Genomic DNA, 15660 nt, shown 5'->3' with positions numbered 1-15660 from the left:
AATTGGTAGAATGGCTAATTTATCGCGTTCTGAGAAAGTATGAACAACCCCCTTATTATTATCTCCTCCATCAAATGACTCTGTACTTTTCACAGAATCATTAAAAATAAATTTACTATTGCTGGATTTTTTTAGCCTATCATATAAATCTGTTGGGGTGAGTTTAGTATTTAACCATGGGACGTACAATTGTAAAGTAATAGTATTCAATGCCCTGATTGTGTCAGTTAATATTTCGCATCCAAATTCTATCAATGCCGTTTCATTTCCAAACTCCCATGAACACAAATGAAAGCGGTCTATTTTTAGTATTGTATCAGAAAATACAAAATATGAATTTGCCAATTATAGTTAAGATTAGGTTTCCGAAATGTAGTTATTAAATATTTATATATCAATACCCCCTTTGCTGCCGCGAGCGTGTCTCTCATATCCATTTAAGTAATCCCCCCGCCGCTACCGCAAGCGTCTCGCTTGTGGGATTATGAGCATTAAGGGCACCACTCTTTAGGCCGGAAGATTATTAATTTGTATTTATTTCGTCAGGATTAATGAGCTCCCCCTGTGCTGGCGCGAGCGTGTCGCTCGTGTCCATTTAAGCACTCCCACCACATCAAGCTCGTTTCAGCATCTCACAGGGCCATCGCCGGCTTTACATGTAGTACACTTAGCACGTGGGATGCCGAAACAAGTTCGGCATGACGGGCGGAGAGAATCCGAAGTTCCTAGAGCTTACTTTTGTCCGGCGGTGTCCTATCTGTAAACGGACACCCCCTAAACCCGATTGCAGCGGCACGCAGTAGAGCGTAAAGCGGGACTGCCGGTTGCGGCAGGGCGAAGGAACTTTCGTTTTCAAATAAAGAGATACCTTATGGTTGGGCAGGGTGAAGAAGATACCTCCATGCCAGGAATGACAAATGGGCGTAGGGCATGGTTTTATAAAGCCACCCTCAAAAGGCATGCCCCCCGACAAAGATTTCCGCGGACCAGCCAATGCAATTACTTATACTCCTAACACGGGAAAGATCTGAATAGCAATTCATCATGTTCGCTGACAAGTTTTTGTCACAAAAAATGACTTTTATGTTTGTAAAAGTGGAACATGGCATCAATTCAAAAATTGGCAATAAATCTATTTAAATAATTTATAATTAGATCGTTATAAATATACCACATGGTATAATAATTGCTTTTAAGTCTGTAAAGTGGAACAGGTGGCACATGTGGAACGTTCCACTTTTATCCATTAAAATTCCCGTTCCCGCAGGGTCTAGTACCCAGCGTTCTACTTCTAGCTTGTTTAGCGTAATTGATTTTCTACAACCTGCCCTAAGGCGCAGGGTCCTCTCCGAGAGACCCTGCTGGGACCATTTAAGGCGGCTGCACGTAGCTTATTGCGGCTTTTATCCACCCGTCATGCCGAACTTGTTTCGGCACCCCACTTGCTAAGTATACAGTATGCAAAGCCGGCTACCTGTCCTGTGGGATACCGAAACAAGTTCGGCATGACGGGTGCTAAGTATACAGTATGCAAAGCCGGCTACCTGTCCTGTGGGATGCCGAAACAAGTTCGGCATGACGGGTGGTGAGTAAATGTATAGAGACTGTCCGCTTTTTGTCAGGCAATGTCGCACCTGCGAACGGACGGACAGGGCTAGTAGCAGAAGATTCTTCGCTAGCGCTCTGAATGACAAGTGGGTTAAAACTCGCAACTTGACTCTTGATGCTAAACCTCTTATATTAGCCTTTCACATAACCCTCATATTAATGAAACCATTGATGTGTTTACCGCTGGTTGCCCTGTTGGGTACATCGGCCATTGCCCAAAATACTATGAAAACGCTACCTTACCCGGCTACCAAAAAGGTAGAAACCGTTGATACTTATTTCGGTACCGCCGTGCCCGACCCATACCGATGGCTGGAAGACGACCGCGCCAAGGATACCAAAGCCTGGGTGCAGGCCGAAAACAAGGTTACGCATGCTTACCTGGATCAGATCCCTTTTCGCGATGCCATCCGTAAGCGCTTGGAAGTGTTGTGGAACTATGAAAAATTTGGCGCTCCGCAAAAGCAGGGCGAATGGACCTATTTCAGCAAAAACAGCGGTTTGCAAAGTCAGAGCGTAATTTACCGCCAGAAAGAAGGCCAGGAACCGGAAACTTTTTTAGACCCTAACGGGTTTTCGAAAGACGGCACCACATCGTTACAGGGCCTCGACTTTACCAAGGATGGCAGCCTGGCTGCTTACCAGATCTCTGAAGGTGGCAGCGACTGGCGCAAAGTAATTATCCTGAAAGCATCAGACAAAAGCATTGTAGGCGATACCCTGCGCGATGTAAAATTTAGCGGAATAGCCTGGAAAGGCGACGATGGCTTTTACTACAGCAGCTACGACAAGCCCGCAGAGGGCAGCCAGCTGAGCGGGCTGACACAGTACCACAAATTGTTTTACCATAAGCTGGGCACGCCCCAAAGCAGCGATAAGCTAATCTTCGGCGGCGAGCAAACCCCACGCCGCTATATTGGCGCTTATTTAACAGAAGATGAGCGTTACCTGGTAATTACTGCCGCCAACAGCACCACAGGCAATGAATTGTACATGCAAGATTTGACCCAGCCGGGCAGCAGCATTGTAAACATTGTAAACAACTTTGATAACGACCACAGCATTATAGATAACGTAGGCAGCAAGCTGTACATCTACACCAACCTATATGCGCCTAACCACCGTGTGGTTACGGTAGATGCCGCCAGCCCGGGTGTAACCCATTGGAAAGACCTGATTGCCCAAACCAAAAATGCTTTAACGGTAAGTACCGGCGGGCAAAAACTGTTTGCCGAATACCTAAAAGATGCTACATCGCTGGTATTGCAGTACAATATGGATGGTAAGCTGGAGCACACGGTAGCACTGCCTGGCGTGGGTACCGCAGCAGGCTTCGGCGCTAAAAAGGATGAGAAGGAATTGTATTATACTTTTACCAGCTATGTTTATCCAAGCACGATATTTAAATATGATATAGGCACAGGTAAATCAACCATTTACAAAAAACCTAATGTACAGTTTGACCCTGCATTGTATGAGAGCAAACAGGTTTTCTATAAATCGAAGGATGGCACCAGCATCCCGATGATTATTACTTACAAAAAGGGCATGGTATTGAATGGCCATAACCCAACTATGCTGTATGCTTACGGTGGTTTCGGGGTAAGCCTTACACCTGCTTTTAGCACCAGTAACATTGTGCTGCTGGAGCATGGTGGCATTTATGCCGTGCCCAACATACGTGGCGGGGGCGAGTATGGCGAAACCTGGCACCGGGCAGGTACCAAACTTAAAAAGCAAAACGTGTTTGACGATTTTATTGCCGCGGCCGAATATCTGATTCAGCATAAATATACCTCGCACGATTATCTGGCTATTTCGGGCGGCTCGAACGGGGGGCTGTTAATTGGCGCCACCATGGCACAGCGCCCCGACCTGTGCAAGGTGGCTTTCCCGGCTGTAGGCGTTATGGATATGCTACGTTACAACAAATTTACCGCAGGCGCAGGCTGGGCATATGATTATGGTACCGCCGAAGACAGCGAGCAGATGTTTAACTACCTGTACCATTACTCGCCATACCATGCCTTGAAACCGGCCAGTTACCCGGCTACCATGGTTACCACGGCAGATCATGATGACCGCGTAGTACCTGCCCACTCGTTTAAGTTTGCAGCGCGGTTGCAGGAAGTACAGCAAGGCCCGGCCCCGGTACTTATCCGCATCGAAACCAATGCAGGCCACGGCGCAGGCCAAAGCACCGCCCAGGTAATTAATCAGCAGGCCGATAAATGGGCCTTTATGTTTGAGAATATGGGGATTGCGTGGTGATGTGGGAGTCGGGAATCAAGAGCGAAAATGGTGTCCGGGAGGGTGTCCATGCAAAAGGGCCCTCCCCAAACGGACGGACAGTCTACTTGTGAGTTTTGAATGTTGAGTTTTAGTTTCACTAACTCATAACTCTACTTTCGAAACTAAATTCCAGGTCACGATTCCTGATTACCTTTTCCAGCGCTTATTATTATATTTATGTACCGATGCCTGATAACTCAACCTTCGAAACCTTGCATGCTGATGGCTTAATCAGCGATGAATCGTTCGAAAAAAATAAAGAACAGAATGCTAATTCTTTATTTTCCATTCACTGGGAGGTAAAGACGCTGCTTTATGTTGGTATTTTATTGCTAACATCGGGCCTGGGTATTTTTGTTTATAAGAATATTGACACCATTGGCCACCAGGCTATCCTGGCTTTTATTGCCTTAATTAGTACCGGTTGCTTTGCGTATTGTTTGAGGCATAAAAAACCTTTTAACAGGGCAAGAGTACAAACCGAGAATGCTTTTTTTGATTATATCCTGTTACTGGGTACCCTTACCCTGGTTACGTTTATAGGCTATTTGCAATACCAATACAACGTTTTTGGCGGCAATTACGGCATGGCCACCTTTGTACCCATGCTATTGCTGTTTTACATTGCTTATTATTTTGACCATGTAGGCATTTTAAACATGGCTATTGTTAACCTGGGCTTGTGGATGGGTGTATCTGTTACGCCAAAACAATTGCTGTTTGCCCATACCTTTAACAGCGAAACCATTATTTTTACTTACCTGGGCTTTGGCTTGTTGCTGCTGTTGGCGGCCTGGTTAACACAGTGGTTTATTTTTAAAAAGCATTTTAAGTTCAGCTATCAGCATTATGGGGTATATGCAAGCTTAACAGCCTTGCTGGCAGGTTATTTTTTTAATTATGAGAGCCAATTTTCTTTATTATGGTTACTGGTTTTTTTTGCGGTAGCTGCGCTTATTTTTTGGGATGCTTACCGCAACAAGCAAATTTACTTTATACTACTGGCAAGCCTGTATAGCTATATTGGGCTAAGCAGTTTGGTAATAAGGGTACTTACATTAATGCCCAATGCGCTGTGGTTTTATCCAATCTCAATATACGCTATAGGCTCGGCAGTGTTGCTGATTAATTATCTCATCAAACTCAATAAAAAACTACAGGCATGATTATTTACGATAAATTTTGGCTGGATAATTTGCTGATACACCAACAAACCGACAACCTACATACCGGTTGCATAACCCCCGAAGAAAAAAAAGCCATTAAAAACCAATACCCTGTTGGTTTTAATATGCACAGCCTGCTGGCACGCGCGGGATTTGGTATACTCACTTTTATTATCGTAATATTTTCTACCGGGTTAACCAGTTTGGTACTTGCCGATATTTTTAAGAATGAAGCTCTTTTTTTATTGCCCATATTTTTAGGAATTGGCTGCTACGCGATGTTAGAAACCATGGTAAAACAGAAAAATTATTTCCACTCGGGGGTAGATGAGGTTTTGCTGTGGATGTCGGCAGCTTATGTTATCGGGGGCTTTGTATGGGCTGTAAATGATTATCAGCACCAGCATTATACCCTTTGCAGTTTGTTTGTATTTGCGCTTAGCCTTTACCTCAGTATTAGGTTTGCAGATGTATTGATGAGCGCCGTAACCTGTGCATCATTGCTAAGCTTTATATTTTTCGCATGGAGGGGTCTGGGCTCTTTCGGCATGCTTACATTGCCTTTTGCGCTGCTGATTGCATCGGTAGCTGTTTACATTATTGCCTTGCAATTGAGCCGAAAGTTAATAGCAAAATATTACACCAAATGCCTTATTACTGCACAGCTTGTGGGCCTGGTAATAGCCTACGCGTCGGTTAACTATTATGTGGTACAAAAACTGGGCAGCGAACTTAATCATTTGCCCGATACTGCTCCAATACCTTTCGGCTTTATCTTCTGGATTTTTACTATCCTGCTGCCCTTTGCCTACATTGGCCGTGGCCTGGTTAAAAAAGATACTATCCTGCTGCGCTTAGGCCTGCTACTTGTAGCAGCAGCTGTATTTACTTTTAGATATTATCATCACATTTTATCTGCCGAAGCCGCTTTAACTATCGGTGGTTCTGTTATTCTCGCCCTTACTTATGGCATCATCAAATACCTTAAAACGCCCAAGCACGGCATCACTTATGCCGAAAGCAATACAGCACATGTGCTGGATAAGTTAAATGTAGAGGGGCTAATTGTAGCACAAACCATTACTACCCCGGTAGCACCACCAGACACAGGCAGCAGATTTGGCGGGGGAAGTTTTGGCGGGGGTGGGTCAAGCAGTAATTTTTAGAGACAATATAGGGTGTCCGCTTGTCCCTCAATACATAAGGCCAGGAAAACGGACGGACACCCAAACAAAAACGGCCATAAAGTAGCTAAACTCCATGGCCGTTCAATATCTTGATTCTTGACGCTCGATTCCTGATTGTCTTCTAAAACCTATTTCTGCCTGAAGAAGATCTGGATTGGCACGCCTGTAAAATCGAAGTTTTCGCGCAGCTTGTTTTCTATAAAGCGGCGGTAAGGTTCTTTAATATATTGCGGCAGGTTACAGAAAAATGCAAACATTGGCGATGTACCATTGATTTGGGTAACGTATTTAATTTTTACAAACTTGCCTTTCAATGCCGGTGGTGGATAGTTCTCGATAATTGGCAGCATAATATCGTTTAGTTTTGAGGTAGCCACTTTTTTGGCGCGGTTTTCAAAAACATCTTTAGCTACATCCAGCACTTTCAATACACGCTGCTTCTCGGTTACTGATGTAAATACGATAGGCACATCAACAAACGGGGCAATTTTTTCGCGGATGGTTTCTTCGAAAACTTTAACGGTTTTGTTATTCTTTTCGATCAAATCCCATTTATTAACCACCACCATGATGCCTTTCTTGTTCTTCTCGGCCAGGTGGAAAATGTTGATATCCTGCGATTCGATACCTTCCTGTGCATCGATCATCAGGATAATTACGTCTGCTTCTTCCAGCGCTTTAATGGTACGCATTACCGAGTAAAACTCGATATTCTCTTTCACCTTGGTTTTTTTACGTAAACCGGCCGTATCAATCAGCATAAAATCGTGACCGTACTGGTTAAAGTGAATATGGATACTATCGCGGGTGGTACCGGCAATTGGGGTAACGATGTTACGATCTTTACCAATCAGCGCGTTAATGATAGATGATTTACCCACATTCGGTCGACCAACAATGGCATATTTAGGGAGGGTATTTTCTTCTACCACATCATCATCAAAAGTTTTAACAACTGCATCTAACAGTTCACCAGTGCCAGAACCTGTCATTGATGAGATACTGTAGATTTCGCCCAGGCCTAAGCTGTAAAAGATGGTAGCATCGGCATTTAATGATGTGTTATCTACCTTGTTTACCACTACAAATACCGGCTTTTTACCTTTACGCAGTATATTGGCAATCTCATCGTCAAGGTCGGTAATACCGGTGGTAACATCAACTACATATAAAATTGCAGATGCCTCTTCAATGGCAATGGTTACCTGCTCGCGAATGGCGGCTTCAAAAACATCTTCGCTGTTGGCCACATAACCACCGGTATCAATAACGGTAAAGTTACGGCCAATCCACTCGGCCACACCATAATGGCGGTCGCGGGTTACACCGCTTACGTCGTCAACAATGGCTTTACGGGTTTCGGTCAGGCGGTTGTATAGGGTTGACTTGCCCACGTTTGGGCGCCCTACAATAGCTACTATATTGCTCATTTTTTGGGGATTAAAGAACCAAGAGCCAGTGAACAAGTAAAAATGGACTTGCTTGTGGTAACCCTTGTGTTCCTATTTATATTAAACTTACTACCTGTAAGTTAAGTAATTCTTACTTTCTTATTATGCAATTTACATCAGTCGCCAAGCATCTTGTTTCCTGGCTCTTGTATCTTGCTTCTCTCTTAATCTTCGTACCCAAACTGCTTCAGGTAGTTCTTTTTGCTGCGCCAATCGGCAATTACTTTAACAAACGTTTCCAGAAATATTTTCTTTTGAAAAAACTCTTCCATGCTACGGCGTGCATAAGTACCCACAATTTTAAGCATCTCGCCGTTTTTGCCGATCAGGATATTTTTTTGCGAATCGCGTTCTACAATAATTTCTGCGCTGATGCGGTATAGCTTATCGCCCTCTTCAAACTTGGTGATAATAACTTCGGTACTATATGGGATCTCTTTTTTGTACTGTTTAAACACCTGCTCACGGATCATCTCCGACGCAAAAAAGCGATCGTTACGATCTGTCAAGAAATCTTTTTCGTAATAAGCCGGGTGCTCGGGCAGGTTTTCGATAATGAAATCCATAATAGCCTTAACGTTATGCTGATGCAGGGCCGAGATGGCGAAAATTACTTTCGGATTTAATTTTTCTTGCCAGTAGGCTATTTTCTGCTTAACGGCTTCCTCGTCGCTCTGGTCAATCTTATTAATCAGTACAGCAACCGGCGCTTCCGATTTTTGCAGCTTGATCATTACATCGCTTTCGTCGTATTTTTCGTTAATATCGGTAACCAGCAAAATAAGGTCGGCATCTACAATGCTGCCTTCTACCTGGTGCATCATGCTTTCTTGCAGCATGTATGCCGGTTTAATAACACCGGGGGTATCAGAAAACACAATCTGATATTCGTCTGTATTAACAATACCCAGAATACGGTGCCTGGTAGTTTGCGCCTTGGGGGTAATGATGGACATTTTTTCTCCCACCAGCGCGTTCATCAAAGTTGACTTACCTGCGTTGGGTTTACCAATAATGCTTACAAAACCTGCCTTATGACTCATTTAAAAATATTTAATTTTTTATTTGGACTACAAAGAAACGAATTATATCTTTGCAGTCCAATAAAAAAAGCAACGTAGTGCGGGATGGAGCAGTTGGTAGCTCGTCGGGCTCATAACCCGAAGGTCGTAGGTTCGAGTCCTGCTCCCGCTACCCAAATGAAATAAAAAGCCTTTTAGAGCAATCTGAGAGGCTTTTTTGTTTAGTTTGTCTCGTCCTGAAAAAAGTTGACTAAAATATAGTCAACAAATGGAAAGTCAAAGAATTAAATCAAAACATGTAAGCCCGGGCGGGCGCTACAGTTTATCGTTCAAAAAGAAAGTTGTTCAGGAATATGAACGAGGGTTTTTGAACAAAGATCAGTTACAAGCCAAATATGGTTTAGGCGGCAATTCAGTGATATTGCAATGGTGCCGTAAGTATGGTAAATTGCACCATCCTGAAAAAGGTGCATTAGGCCGGCCGATGAAAGATCCACAAAAACAACGTATCAAAGACCTGGAGAAGCAACTGGAAGAAGCCAAGCTTAAATTAGTGGCTTACGAGAAATTGATTGAGATTGCTGAAAAGGAAGATGGCATAAACATCTTAAAAAAAGACGGCGCCAAACAATCAGTGAGCTTGCCAAAATGTATCCAAGAAAAGTAAGTATGTTTTGCGTATTGTTTGGCCTGAGTAAACAGGCTTACTATAAACAGATTAAGCAACGACAAGAGAAGATTATTTTACGCAAACAGGCCAGAGCATCGGTCTTGCAATTACGCAGAAGTATGCCGCGATTAGGCACACGCAAACTTCACTATTTGCTAAAAGAAAATAATGTCTTGATAGGCAGGGATTATCTATTTGACCTGCTTCGGGACGAAGGGTTGCTTGTTTTAAAACGGAAAAGGTATACTTTAACGACTAACTCAAAACACTGGTTGCGCAAATATCCTAATCTGATCAAAGAGATGCTCATTGTTCGTCCTGAACAGCTTTGGGTAGCCGATATTACCTACCTGGATGCAAAGGATGGCAATCTGTATCTTCATTTAATTACAGATGCCTATTCCAAACGCATTATGGGATATGAACTCTGCAACAACATGGAAGCAGCTTCAACACTTAAAGCCTTACAAATGGCTATTGAGAACCGGCAATATAAAAGTAATGTGTTGATACATCATTCAGACCGCGGTTTACAGTATTGCAGTAAGCTTTATACATCTTGTCTTATTCGAAATGGAATAAGAATATCTATGACAGAAAATGGTGACCCTTATGAAAATGCTATTGCCGAACGAGTAAATGGTATTCTGAAAGATGAGTTCGGCCTGTCAGATCAAATGGAGGATCTTATAGACGCCTCATTGCAAACCGACCAAAGTATAGTTACTTATAATAATCAAAGACCACACCTAAGCTGCAGTATGCTTACACCAAAGCAAATGCACAACCAGCAAGCCATCAAACTAAGGACATACAACAAAAAAGCTCAAACATCTTTAGTGGATGTTTGAGCTTTTTTATCAATGTTTGTGCAATCAAAAAATAGTCAACCTATTTCAGGACTACTCAGTTAGTACCTGACCGAGGTACAGCGCAAGGTACACAAAAGCCCTTCGAGGTACATGTACCGTTTCTTCATAATCCACTGTGTATCAATACAAAGTATCGAACTCTGATTTCTTTATTTTTAATCAGTGAAACCAAGTGGTACACAACATTCACATCCTGTTCTTTCTGTACAGGTCAAAGACAAATGAAAAAGGCACAATGCCAATCTTCTGCAGACTTACTTTAGATGGTAAGCGGAAACAATTCTCAACAGGCTTCTTCCTTAAAGAGGATAGTTGGAACAGGCAGTTGCAACGCTATCGAGGAACTTCGGTAGATGCCCAGCACGTCAATTCCGGGCTTGAAACAATTCGTGTTAACCTTATAAAGGCATACGATGCAATTGCAAAAGAGACCTACACATTCACAGTAGAGAGCGTTTATAACCGCTACGCAGGTAATGACAGGGAGTACAAAACTCTCGTGCAAGCTTTCGAGTATCATAATGAGAAGATGAAAGAACTTGTTGGCAAAGATTATGTAAAAGCTACCTATGATAAATTTGTAGTGATACAAAAGCATGTAGAAGACTTCATTCAATCCGCTTATAACCTAAGCGACTACCAGTTGGTTGAGATAAAGCTGAGGTTCCTCCAAGACCTTGACCACTACCTCAAAGTTGAGAAAGGGCATAATCAAAACACCATCAATAAGGTGATCGAACGAGTTAAGAAGGTCATCAAGATCGCAGTAGGTAATGGGTGGATTGCATCAGACCCGTTCATCCTTTATCAAAAGAAGAAGTATACAAAGGAGGTCGTGTTTCTCAGTAGCCAGGAGTTAAAGAAACTGGAAGTTCATAAGTTTGCACAGGAGCGCCTGGGTGTTGTTCGAGACTGTTTTATATTCTCGTGCTATACAGGTTTAGCTTATAACGAAGCTGCTTTGCTTAGTACAGAACACCTACAATTAGATGATAACGGAATACTCTGGATTGATATGGTTAGGCAAAAGACTCAAAGGCCTATTGCGGTTCCGGTTCTCCCAAAAGCGATGAAGATATTGAAGAAATATGGTTACCCATTAAATGAAGGTTTGCTATTACCCGTTATCTCTAATCAGAAGATGAACTCTTATCTTAAGGAGGTTGCGGAAGTCGCAGGCATTAATGTACACCTTACACATCATATTGCAAGAAAAACTTTTGCATCAACTGTTTTGCTCAATAACGATATACCTGTTGAAATTGTATCGTTTCTTTTAGGGCACAGTAAGACAACTACCACAGAGCAGCATTACGCCAAGGTTGTTAAAGATTCTGTCATACGACATATCAAAAAGCTAAACAAGAAGCTTTAGGCATTAAAGGGTAGTAGAGTTAATAGCTCTGCTACCTTCTTTTCAAAGATTTTAACATCTTTGAAAATTGTAATACCATGTCAGAAGCTCAATACTACTCCTTTACTTTAAAAATTCCTAAAGCCACCATAGCTCGCATACACGAGCATCGTCTTATCGATCCATTTAAAGGGTCGAATGAAGCATTTAGAAATAGTTTATGGAAAGATGCACCAGACACTGTTGAGCACCAATTCGGAGGCAGGTACGGTACACAGTTCAAAATTGTAAACGAGGTAGAGTCCTTTCTAAATGCGTTTCATGCGGTGCTTGACAACAGAGGCATCGACAAAATGCACCTTGACCCATTACTATACTTGATTTTATTTCTTCATGAGGACTTTGAGAAGCAGAGTATAGAAAACAACCGTTTTAACAGACTGCTTGACTATGCAAGGTTTATTATGGACTTCTCTAATAACTGTTGGTCGCATTTTGAGATGATGGAGAAGAAGCCTGAGTATAAGAAGGTCTTCGACGCATACACCCAGGAATATTTTTTCGCAAAGACTGAATTGCTTGAAACGATGGAGTATGAAGATCTGATAGAGTTCGTGCCTGAAGAGAAGAACCGGGAAGATATTGTTAAATATTTAAGAGTTGATGTGTTTGGTAAGGAGCTTTATGTTCCCGAAGATTTAACTTTTAATGTTACAGCGAACGAAGAAAGGTTGTTAAGAAGCATTTCAGGGGAACCGCTTAACAGTATTGAACTGCCAAAGAGATTTCGGGAACAACTCATTACCTATACCCTTACTGCAATGTTAGAGGAACATAAGCAGCATAACACGATATTCTACCAGGAGTTCGTTAAAAGCGACTTTGATATCACTGAAATGAAGAAGGTGTACAAGCAGTATAAGAAACGTGCATTAAGCAATCCTACATCGCTTGCAAGGGTTGGTGTCATGGTTGGTGACTACCTTAAAGAACAAAAAATTTATAAGACCAAAGCTGATATCGCCTCATTCCTATTTGAATACTTCGCGTTGTTCAAGGCATTTCGGTTGAGAAAACCGACACCGGTACCCGAAGACTACAGTTACCTCACACGATTCTACATGGATAATGGCATCACTACAGAGACTGTAAGGCTGATGATGAAGGATGTCGGGGAAATTTAGTTTTCAAAGAAAATCTTCACAAACAACTAATTTAAACTATTCTTACTGATAAACAGTGAGTTAATATAGCATTGCGTCCATCTATAGCCGGCTCTTTCAAAATCTTTTTCCCCTAAACTCTTTTGTAACACAGACAGGGACAACAGCTGACAACAAGATTGCTGCAGAGATCTTAATTAGAAGTACATCGGTCTGTCGGGATGTAGACTCTCCCAGGCATAGTGCATGAGTTTCCAATACTATTACAAATGAATAAAGTTTTTATGCGCCTACATGGCGCAAACGCTAAGTCTACCAAAGGTGGTAGCAGTATTGTTTTAACAGCGAAACAATTTCTTGGTAAAGAAGGTGACAAGCCTTACAGTAACCCGGATGAGTTTGTAAAATTTGCAGAAAGGCTCAGAGAGCCTGAGATCGAACAACTCGACGGCGTGTTCGAGTGCATGCAGAATGGTGATCGCACCATAGGCAGTATCGTGACCCGCTTAGACAAAGCAGATCGTCCGTACACCTTTGTTAACTTCCTTAAATCTAATGCTACCGTTGGGTTTAAATACATCCTGGAAGGTAACATGAAACAGTTTCTTAAAGACTATATGGATGGTCAGTTCAAGGTTGGCTTTACGCTCGACCAGTTGGTTGAAGAAGCAATGAACGACTAACAATTCACAATCACACCCGGCAGCGAGTCCGTTGCCGGGTTCCTTAAACATTAACTTAATACTATACCGAACAGTTCACGTGATGGAACTGAAAGCAATCTCATTATAAAATTTATGGAAACTAAAACATATTGGTTAGCACTTAACCAGTTCCTGGGTCAATTAGAACCTTTTAAAAGTGAAGGCATACCAACAAACAGTATCAACAACAAAGAGGTAACAGGATGTGGTGCAACTCACCTCGAATTATTCTTTAAACGCAACAGTCTGATTGTGGAACATAATTTACCTGTCATCATAGGGAAGTGCAATAAAATGAATGGCAAAGCGCGCAAGAACAAAGTTGTATTGGGTGTTTATGAAGATGTAACTGTTCAAGACATCAGGAATTATGTTGCCAACCGCAAAGGATATAAAAAGATAATCACCACACCTGAAAGCTTTTGGAAAGTGATAGAGGCAATCGGTGACAGCATCTATTCGGACTACTTCCTGTTATTCGATGAGTGCGAGAAAGCGGTACAAGACGTGGGCTTCCGCGAAGGTATTATTGATCCTATTGATGCTTTCTTTACTTTTAATGGTAAAGCATTCATCTCCGCAACTCCGATTATTCCAAGTGACCCGCGTTTCAAAGACTTCACTCACATCAACATCAAACCCGCATACAATCACGAGCAAGCGATAACAGTGTTTACAACTAATAACATTGTGTATCAACTTAAGTCCATATTGGATCAGTATAGCAGCACCAGCGCAGACAGAGATAGAAACTATTTCATCTTCTTTAAATCAACCAAGCGTATACGTAACATCATCAAAGGTTTGAAGCTTACCGATTATGCGGTTTACTGCTCTGAAACGAGTGCAAAGGACTTAAGACGAAACGGCATTGAGCATGCTTACGATCAGATCAACGACAAGTTTGCAAAATACAATTTCTTAACCAATCGCTTTTTCTCAGCAGTAGACATAGACTATGAGGATTACCATTGCGACCCCATCATCATTATTCTATCAGATGTAATTGCTGTGGAGCATTCTGTAATAGACCCCGCAACAGAAGCAGTACAGATCGTAGGAAGGTTCAGAAAGCCTGAACGGATAGAAGGTGAGGCGGATATCATTGTTAAAAAAGATGCTTATCACATATCAAATTACAACTCAAAGCTGACTAGCTTCAATGAAACAGAGGTTATGGCGATACTGGAAGATAAGCGAAAACTGCACGAGTTTATCTCAACCTTTAAACCAGTCTCTGATATCGAATACATTAACAGTTTCATTGACGAAATATTGAAAATCAATGGCTTTGGTTACTTCTTAAGAAAGGGAGACAGCAACCTGAATTATTTTATGGTGGACAACTTCAAGTATAAAGAGCAAGTGAAACTCTACTACCAAGCTTCCACTTCATTGATAGAGCGGTACAAAACAGTCTCTCATTTTACTGTTACAGAGGAATCAAAGTTTGTAGCGTATAGTTTAACCGACGAACAATTACAGAACATAAGCGATCAAACCGCTTATACTACAGTGAACGATTTCGTCAGTCAGCGGCTTAAAGAGATAATGGAAAGCGAAAGCACATTCAACCGCAGTGTGAACCTGCCATTATTGAGATTTAGTTACCCGGATCAGATGTCGGTCATAGACCAATATGGCTTAGAGAATGCCTCAAAATTAGATTACAACATCAACAAAATTTCCAAACAGATGGAGCAATCTCAAGGCTTGAAGCGGTTACTACCAATCATCAGGTACATACAGCGAACTTTTAAAATAAAAGGTTACACCAGTAAGGAGATAGAACCGTTACTTACTAAAGGAATTACAGAAACGGGCTTGACCGACCTCAAACCAACTATTCAACTACTTCGCAATGGTGCTATACTATCTGAGCGTACCAGGATTCGTAAAGATGAAAATGGCAACTGGTTAAGAGGGTATGAAGTGTTAGGATACGTTCACAACTTTTAACGTGTCCACTTTGTAAGTAAGGGTATATACCCCGTGTTAATCTCTGGACATAACTAATTGATTGAGTTAATTAATTTAATTAATTTTTTTGATGTCCACTTGTTAACTGAGGGTATATGCCCTTTTCTATTTACTGGACATGGTATCAGCAAATGGTATACCGCAATCTTACTTTTACTAATAGTTTAATCTCAATGGTTAGTGAATACTAA

Annotated in this window: 11 protein-coding genes and 1 tRNA gene; 9 read left to right on the top strand and 3 right to left on the bottom strand. The window is 41.9% G+C overall.

Translation table 11 applies throughout. The features are described 5' to 3' along the window. On the bottom strand, nucleotides 1–345 hold a 345-nt coding region (locus RG47T_RS26510), incomplete at its 3' end, for a hypothetical protein (RefSeq protein ID WP_216351096.1). A 1422-nt stretch (nucleotides 346–1767) separates the two neighbouring features. Between RG47T_RS26510 and RG47T_RS22935 the strand changes: the two genes are divergently transcribed. The 3 genes from RG47T_RS22935 (at nucleotide 1768) to RG47T_RS22925 (ending at nucleotide 6232) form a co-directional block, all read left to right on the top strand. After that, complete coding sequence (locus RG47T_RS22935) at nucleotides 1768–3879, top strand: prolyl oligopeptidase family serine peptidase (RefSeq protein ID WP_074492127.1); 2112 nt, start codon at nucleotides 1768–1770, stop codon at nucleotides 3877–3879. Between the two features lie 206 nt (nucleotides 3880–4085). Continuing rightward, nucleotides 4086–5066 carry a DUF2157 domain-containing protein gene (locus RG47T_RS22930; protein ID WP_074492125.1) on the top strand — a complete coding sequence of 327 codons (981 nt, stop codon included), beginning with the start codon at nucleotides 4086–4088 and terminating at the stop codon, nucleotides 5064–5066. After that, complete coding sequence (locus RG47T_RS22925) at nucleotides 5063–6232, top strand: hypothetical protein (RefSeq protein WP_074492123.1); 1170 nt, start codon at nucleotides 5063–5065, stop codon at nucleotides 6230–6232. The genes RG47T_RS22930 and RG47T_RS22925 overlap by 4 nt, the downstream gene beginning before the upstream one ends. Nucleotides 6233–6381: 149 nt before the next feature. Here the strand turns inward: RG47T_RS22925 and der are convergent, their stop codons facing one another. Both der and era read right to left on the bottom strand, forming a co-directional pair. Further along, nucleotides 6382–7683, bottom strand: a complete 1302-nt coding sequence (gene der, locus RG47T_RS22920) for a ribosome biogenesis GTPase Der (RefSeq protein WP_074492121.1) — start codon at nucleotides 7681–7683, stop codon at nucleotides 6382–6384. Between the two features lie 185 nt (nucleotides 7684–7868). Beyond that, nucleotides 7869–8747, bottom strand: a complete 879-nt coding sequence (era, locus tag RG47T_RS22915) for a GTPase Era (protein WP_074492118.1) — start codon at nucleotides 8745–8747, stop codon at nucleotides 7869–7871. Nucleotides 8748–8825: 78 nt separating this feature from the next. Here era and RG47T_RS22910 point away from each other — a divergent pair. From RG47T_RS22910 to RG47T_RS22880, 6 genes are all read left to right on the top strand, one after another. Continuing rightward, nucleotides 8826–8902 (top strand) — tRNA-Met (locus RG47T_RS22910). A gap of 92 nt (nucleotides 8903–8994) precedes the next feature. Further along, a protein-coding gene (locus RG47T_RS22900) for an IS3 family transposase (protein WP_139302423.1) occupies nucleotides 8995–10247 on the top strand; the annotation gives its coding sequence in 2 pieces (ribosomal slippage) (nucleotides 8995–9349 and nucleotides 9349–10247; 1254 coding nt in all). A gap of 193 nt (nucleotides 10248–10440) precedes the next feature. Continuing rightward, nucleotides 10441–11643 (top strand): site-specific integrase, encoded by a 1203-nt coding sequence (locus tag RG47T_RS22895; protein ID WP_074492115.1) that lies wholly within the window; start codon nucleotides 10441–10443, stop codon nucleotides 11641–11643. 77 nt (nucleotides 11644–11720) lie between these two features. Then, on the top strand, nucleotides 11721–12806 hold the full coding sequence (locus tag RG47T_RS22890) for a hypothetical protein (protein WP_074492113.1): 1086 nt from the start codon (nucleotides 11721–11723) through the stop codon (nucleotides 12804–12806). Between the two features lie 248 nt (nucleotides 12807–13054). Then, nucleotides 13055–13468: a hypothetical protein gene (locus tag RG47T_RS22885; RefSeq protein WP_074492111.1), complete on the top strand. Its 414-nt coding sequence runs from the start codon at nucleotides 13055–13057 to the stop codon at nucleotides 13466–13468. A 273-nt stretch (nucleotides 13469–13741) separates the two neighbouring features. Then, entirely contained in the window at nucleotides 13742–15448 is a 1707-nt protein-coding gene (locus RG47T_RS22880; RefSeq protein WP_171972586.1) for a hypothetical protein, read from the top strand. The last annotated feature ends 212 nt before the right edge of the window (nucleotides 15449–15660 follow it).

The organism is Mucilaginibacter polytrichastri, from assembly GCF_001911425.1.
Classification (GTDB): domain Bacteria; phylum Bacteroidota; class Bacteroidia; order Sphingobacteriales; family Sphingobacteriaceae; genus Mucilaginibacter; species Mucilaginibacter polytrichastri.
The sequence above is the reverse complement of the archived record's forward strand: the minus strand, read 5'-3'. Positions and strand labels throughout refer to the sequence as shown.

Bases quoted from the DNA above. Each gene is read 5' to 3' on its own strand.
- RG47T_RS22935 (WP_074492127.1), top strand. From the start codon at position 1,768: ATGAAACCATTGATGTGTTTACCGCTGGTTGCCCTGTTGGGTACATCG.
- RG47T_RS22930 (WP_074492125.1), top strand. From the start codon at position 4,086: ATGCCTGATAACTCAACCTTCGAAACCTTGCATGCTGATGGCTTAATC.
- RG47T_RS22925 (WP_074492123.1), top strand. From the start codon at position 5,063: ATGATTATTTACGATAAATTTTGGCTGGATAATTTGCTGATACACCAA.
- der (WP_074492121.1), bottom strand. From the start codon at position 7,683: ATGAGCAATATAGTAGCTATTGTAGGGCGCCCAAACGTGGGCAAGTCA.
- era (WP_074492118.1), bottom strand. From the start codon at position 8,747: ATGAGTCATAAGGCAGGTTTTGTAAGCATTATTGGTAAACCCAACGCA.
- RG47T_RS22890 (WP_074492113.1), top strand. From the start codon at position 11,721: ATGTCAGAAGCTCAATACTACTCCTTTACTTTAAAAATTCCTAAAGCC.
- RG47T_RS22885 (WP_074492111.1), top strand. From the start codon at position 13,055: ATGAATAAAGTTTTTATGCGCCTACATGGCGCAAACGCTAAGTCTACC.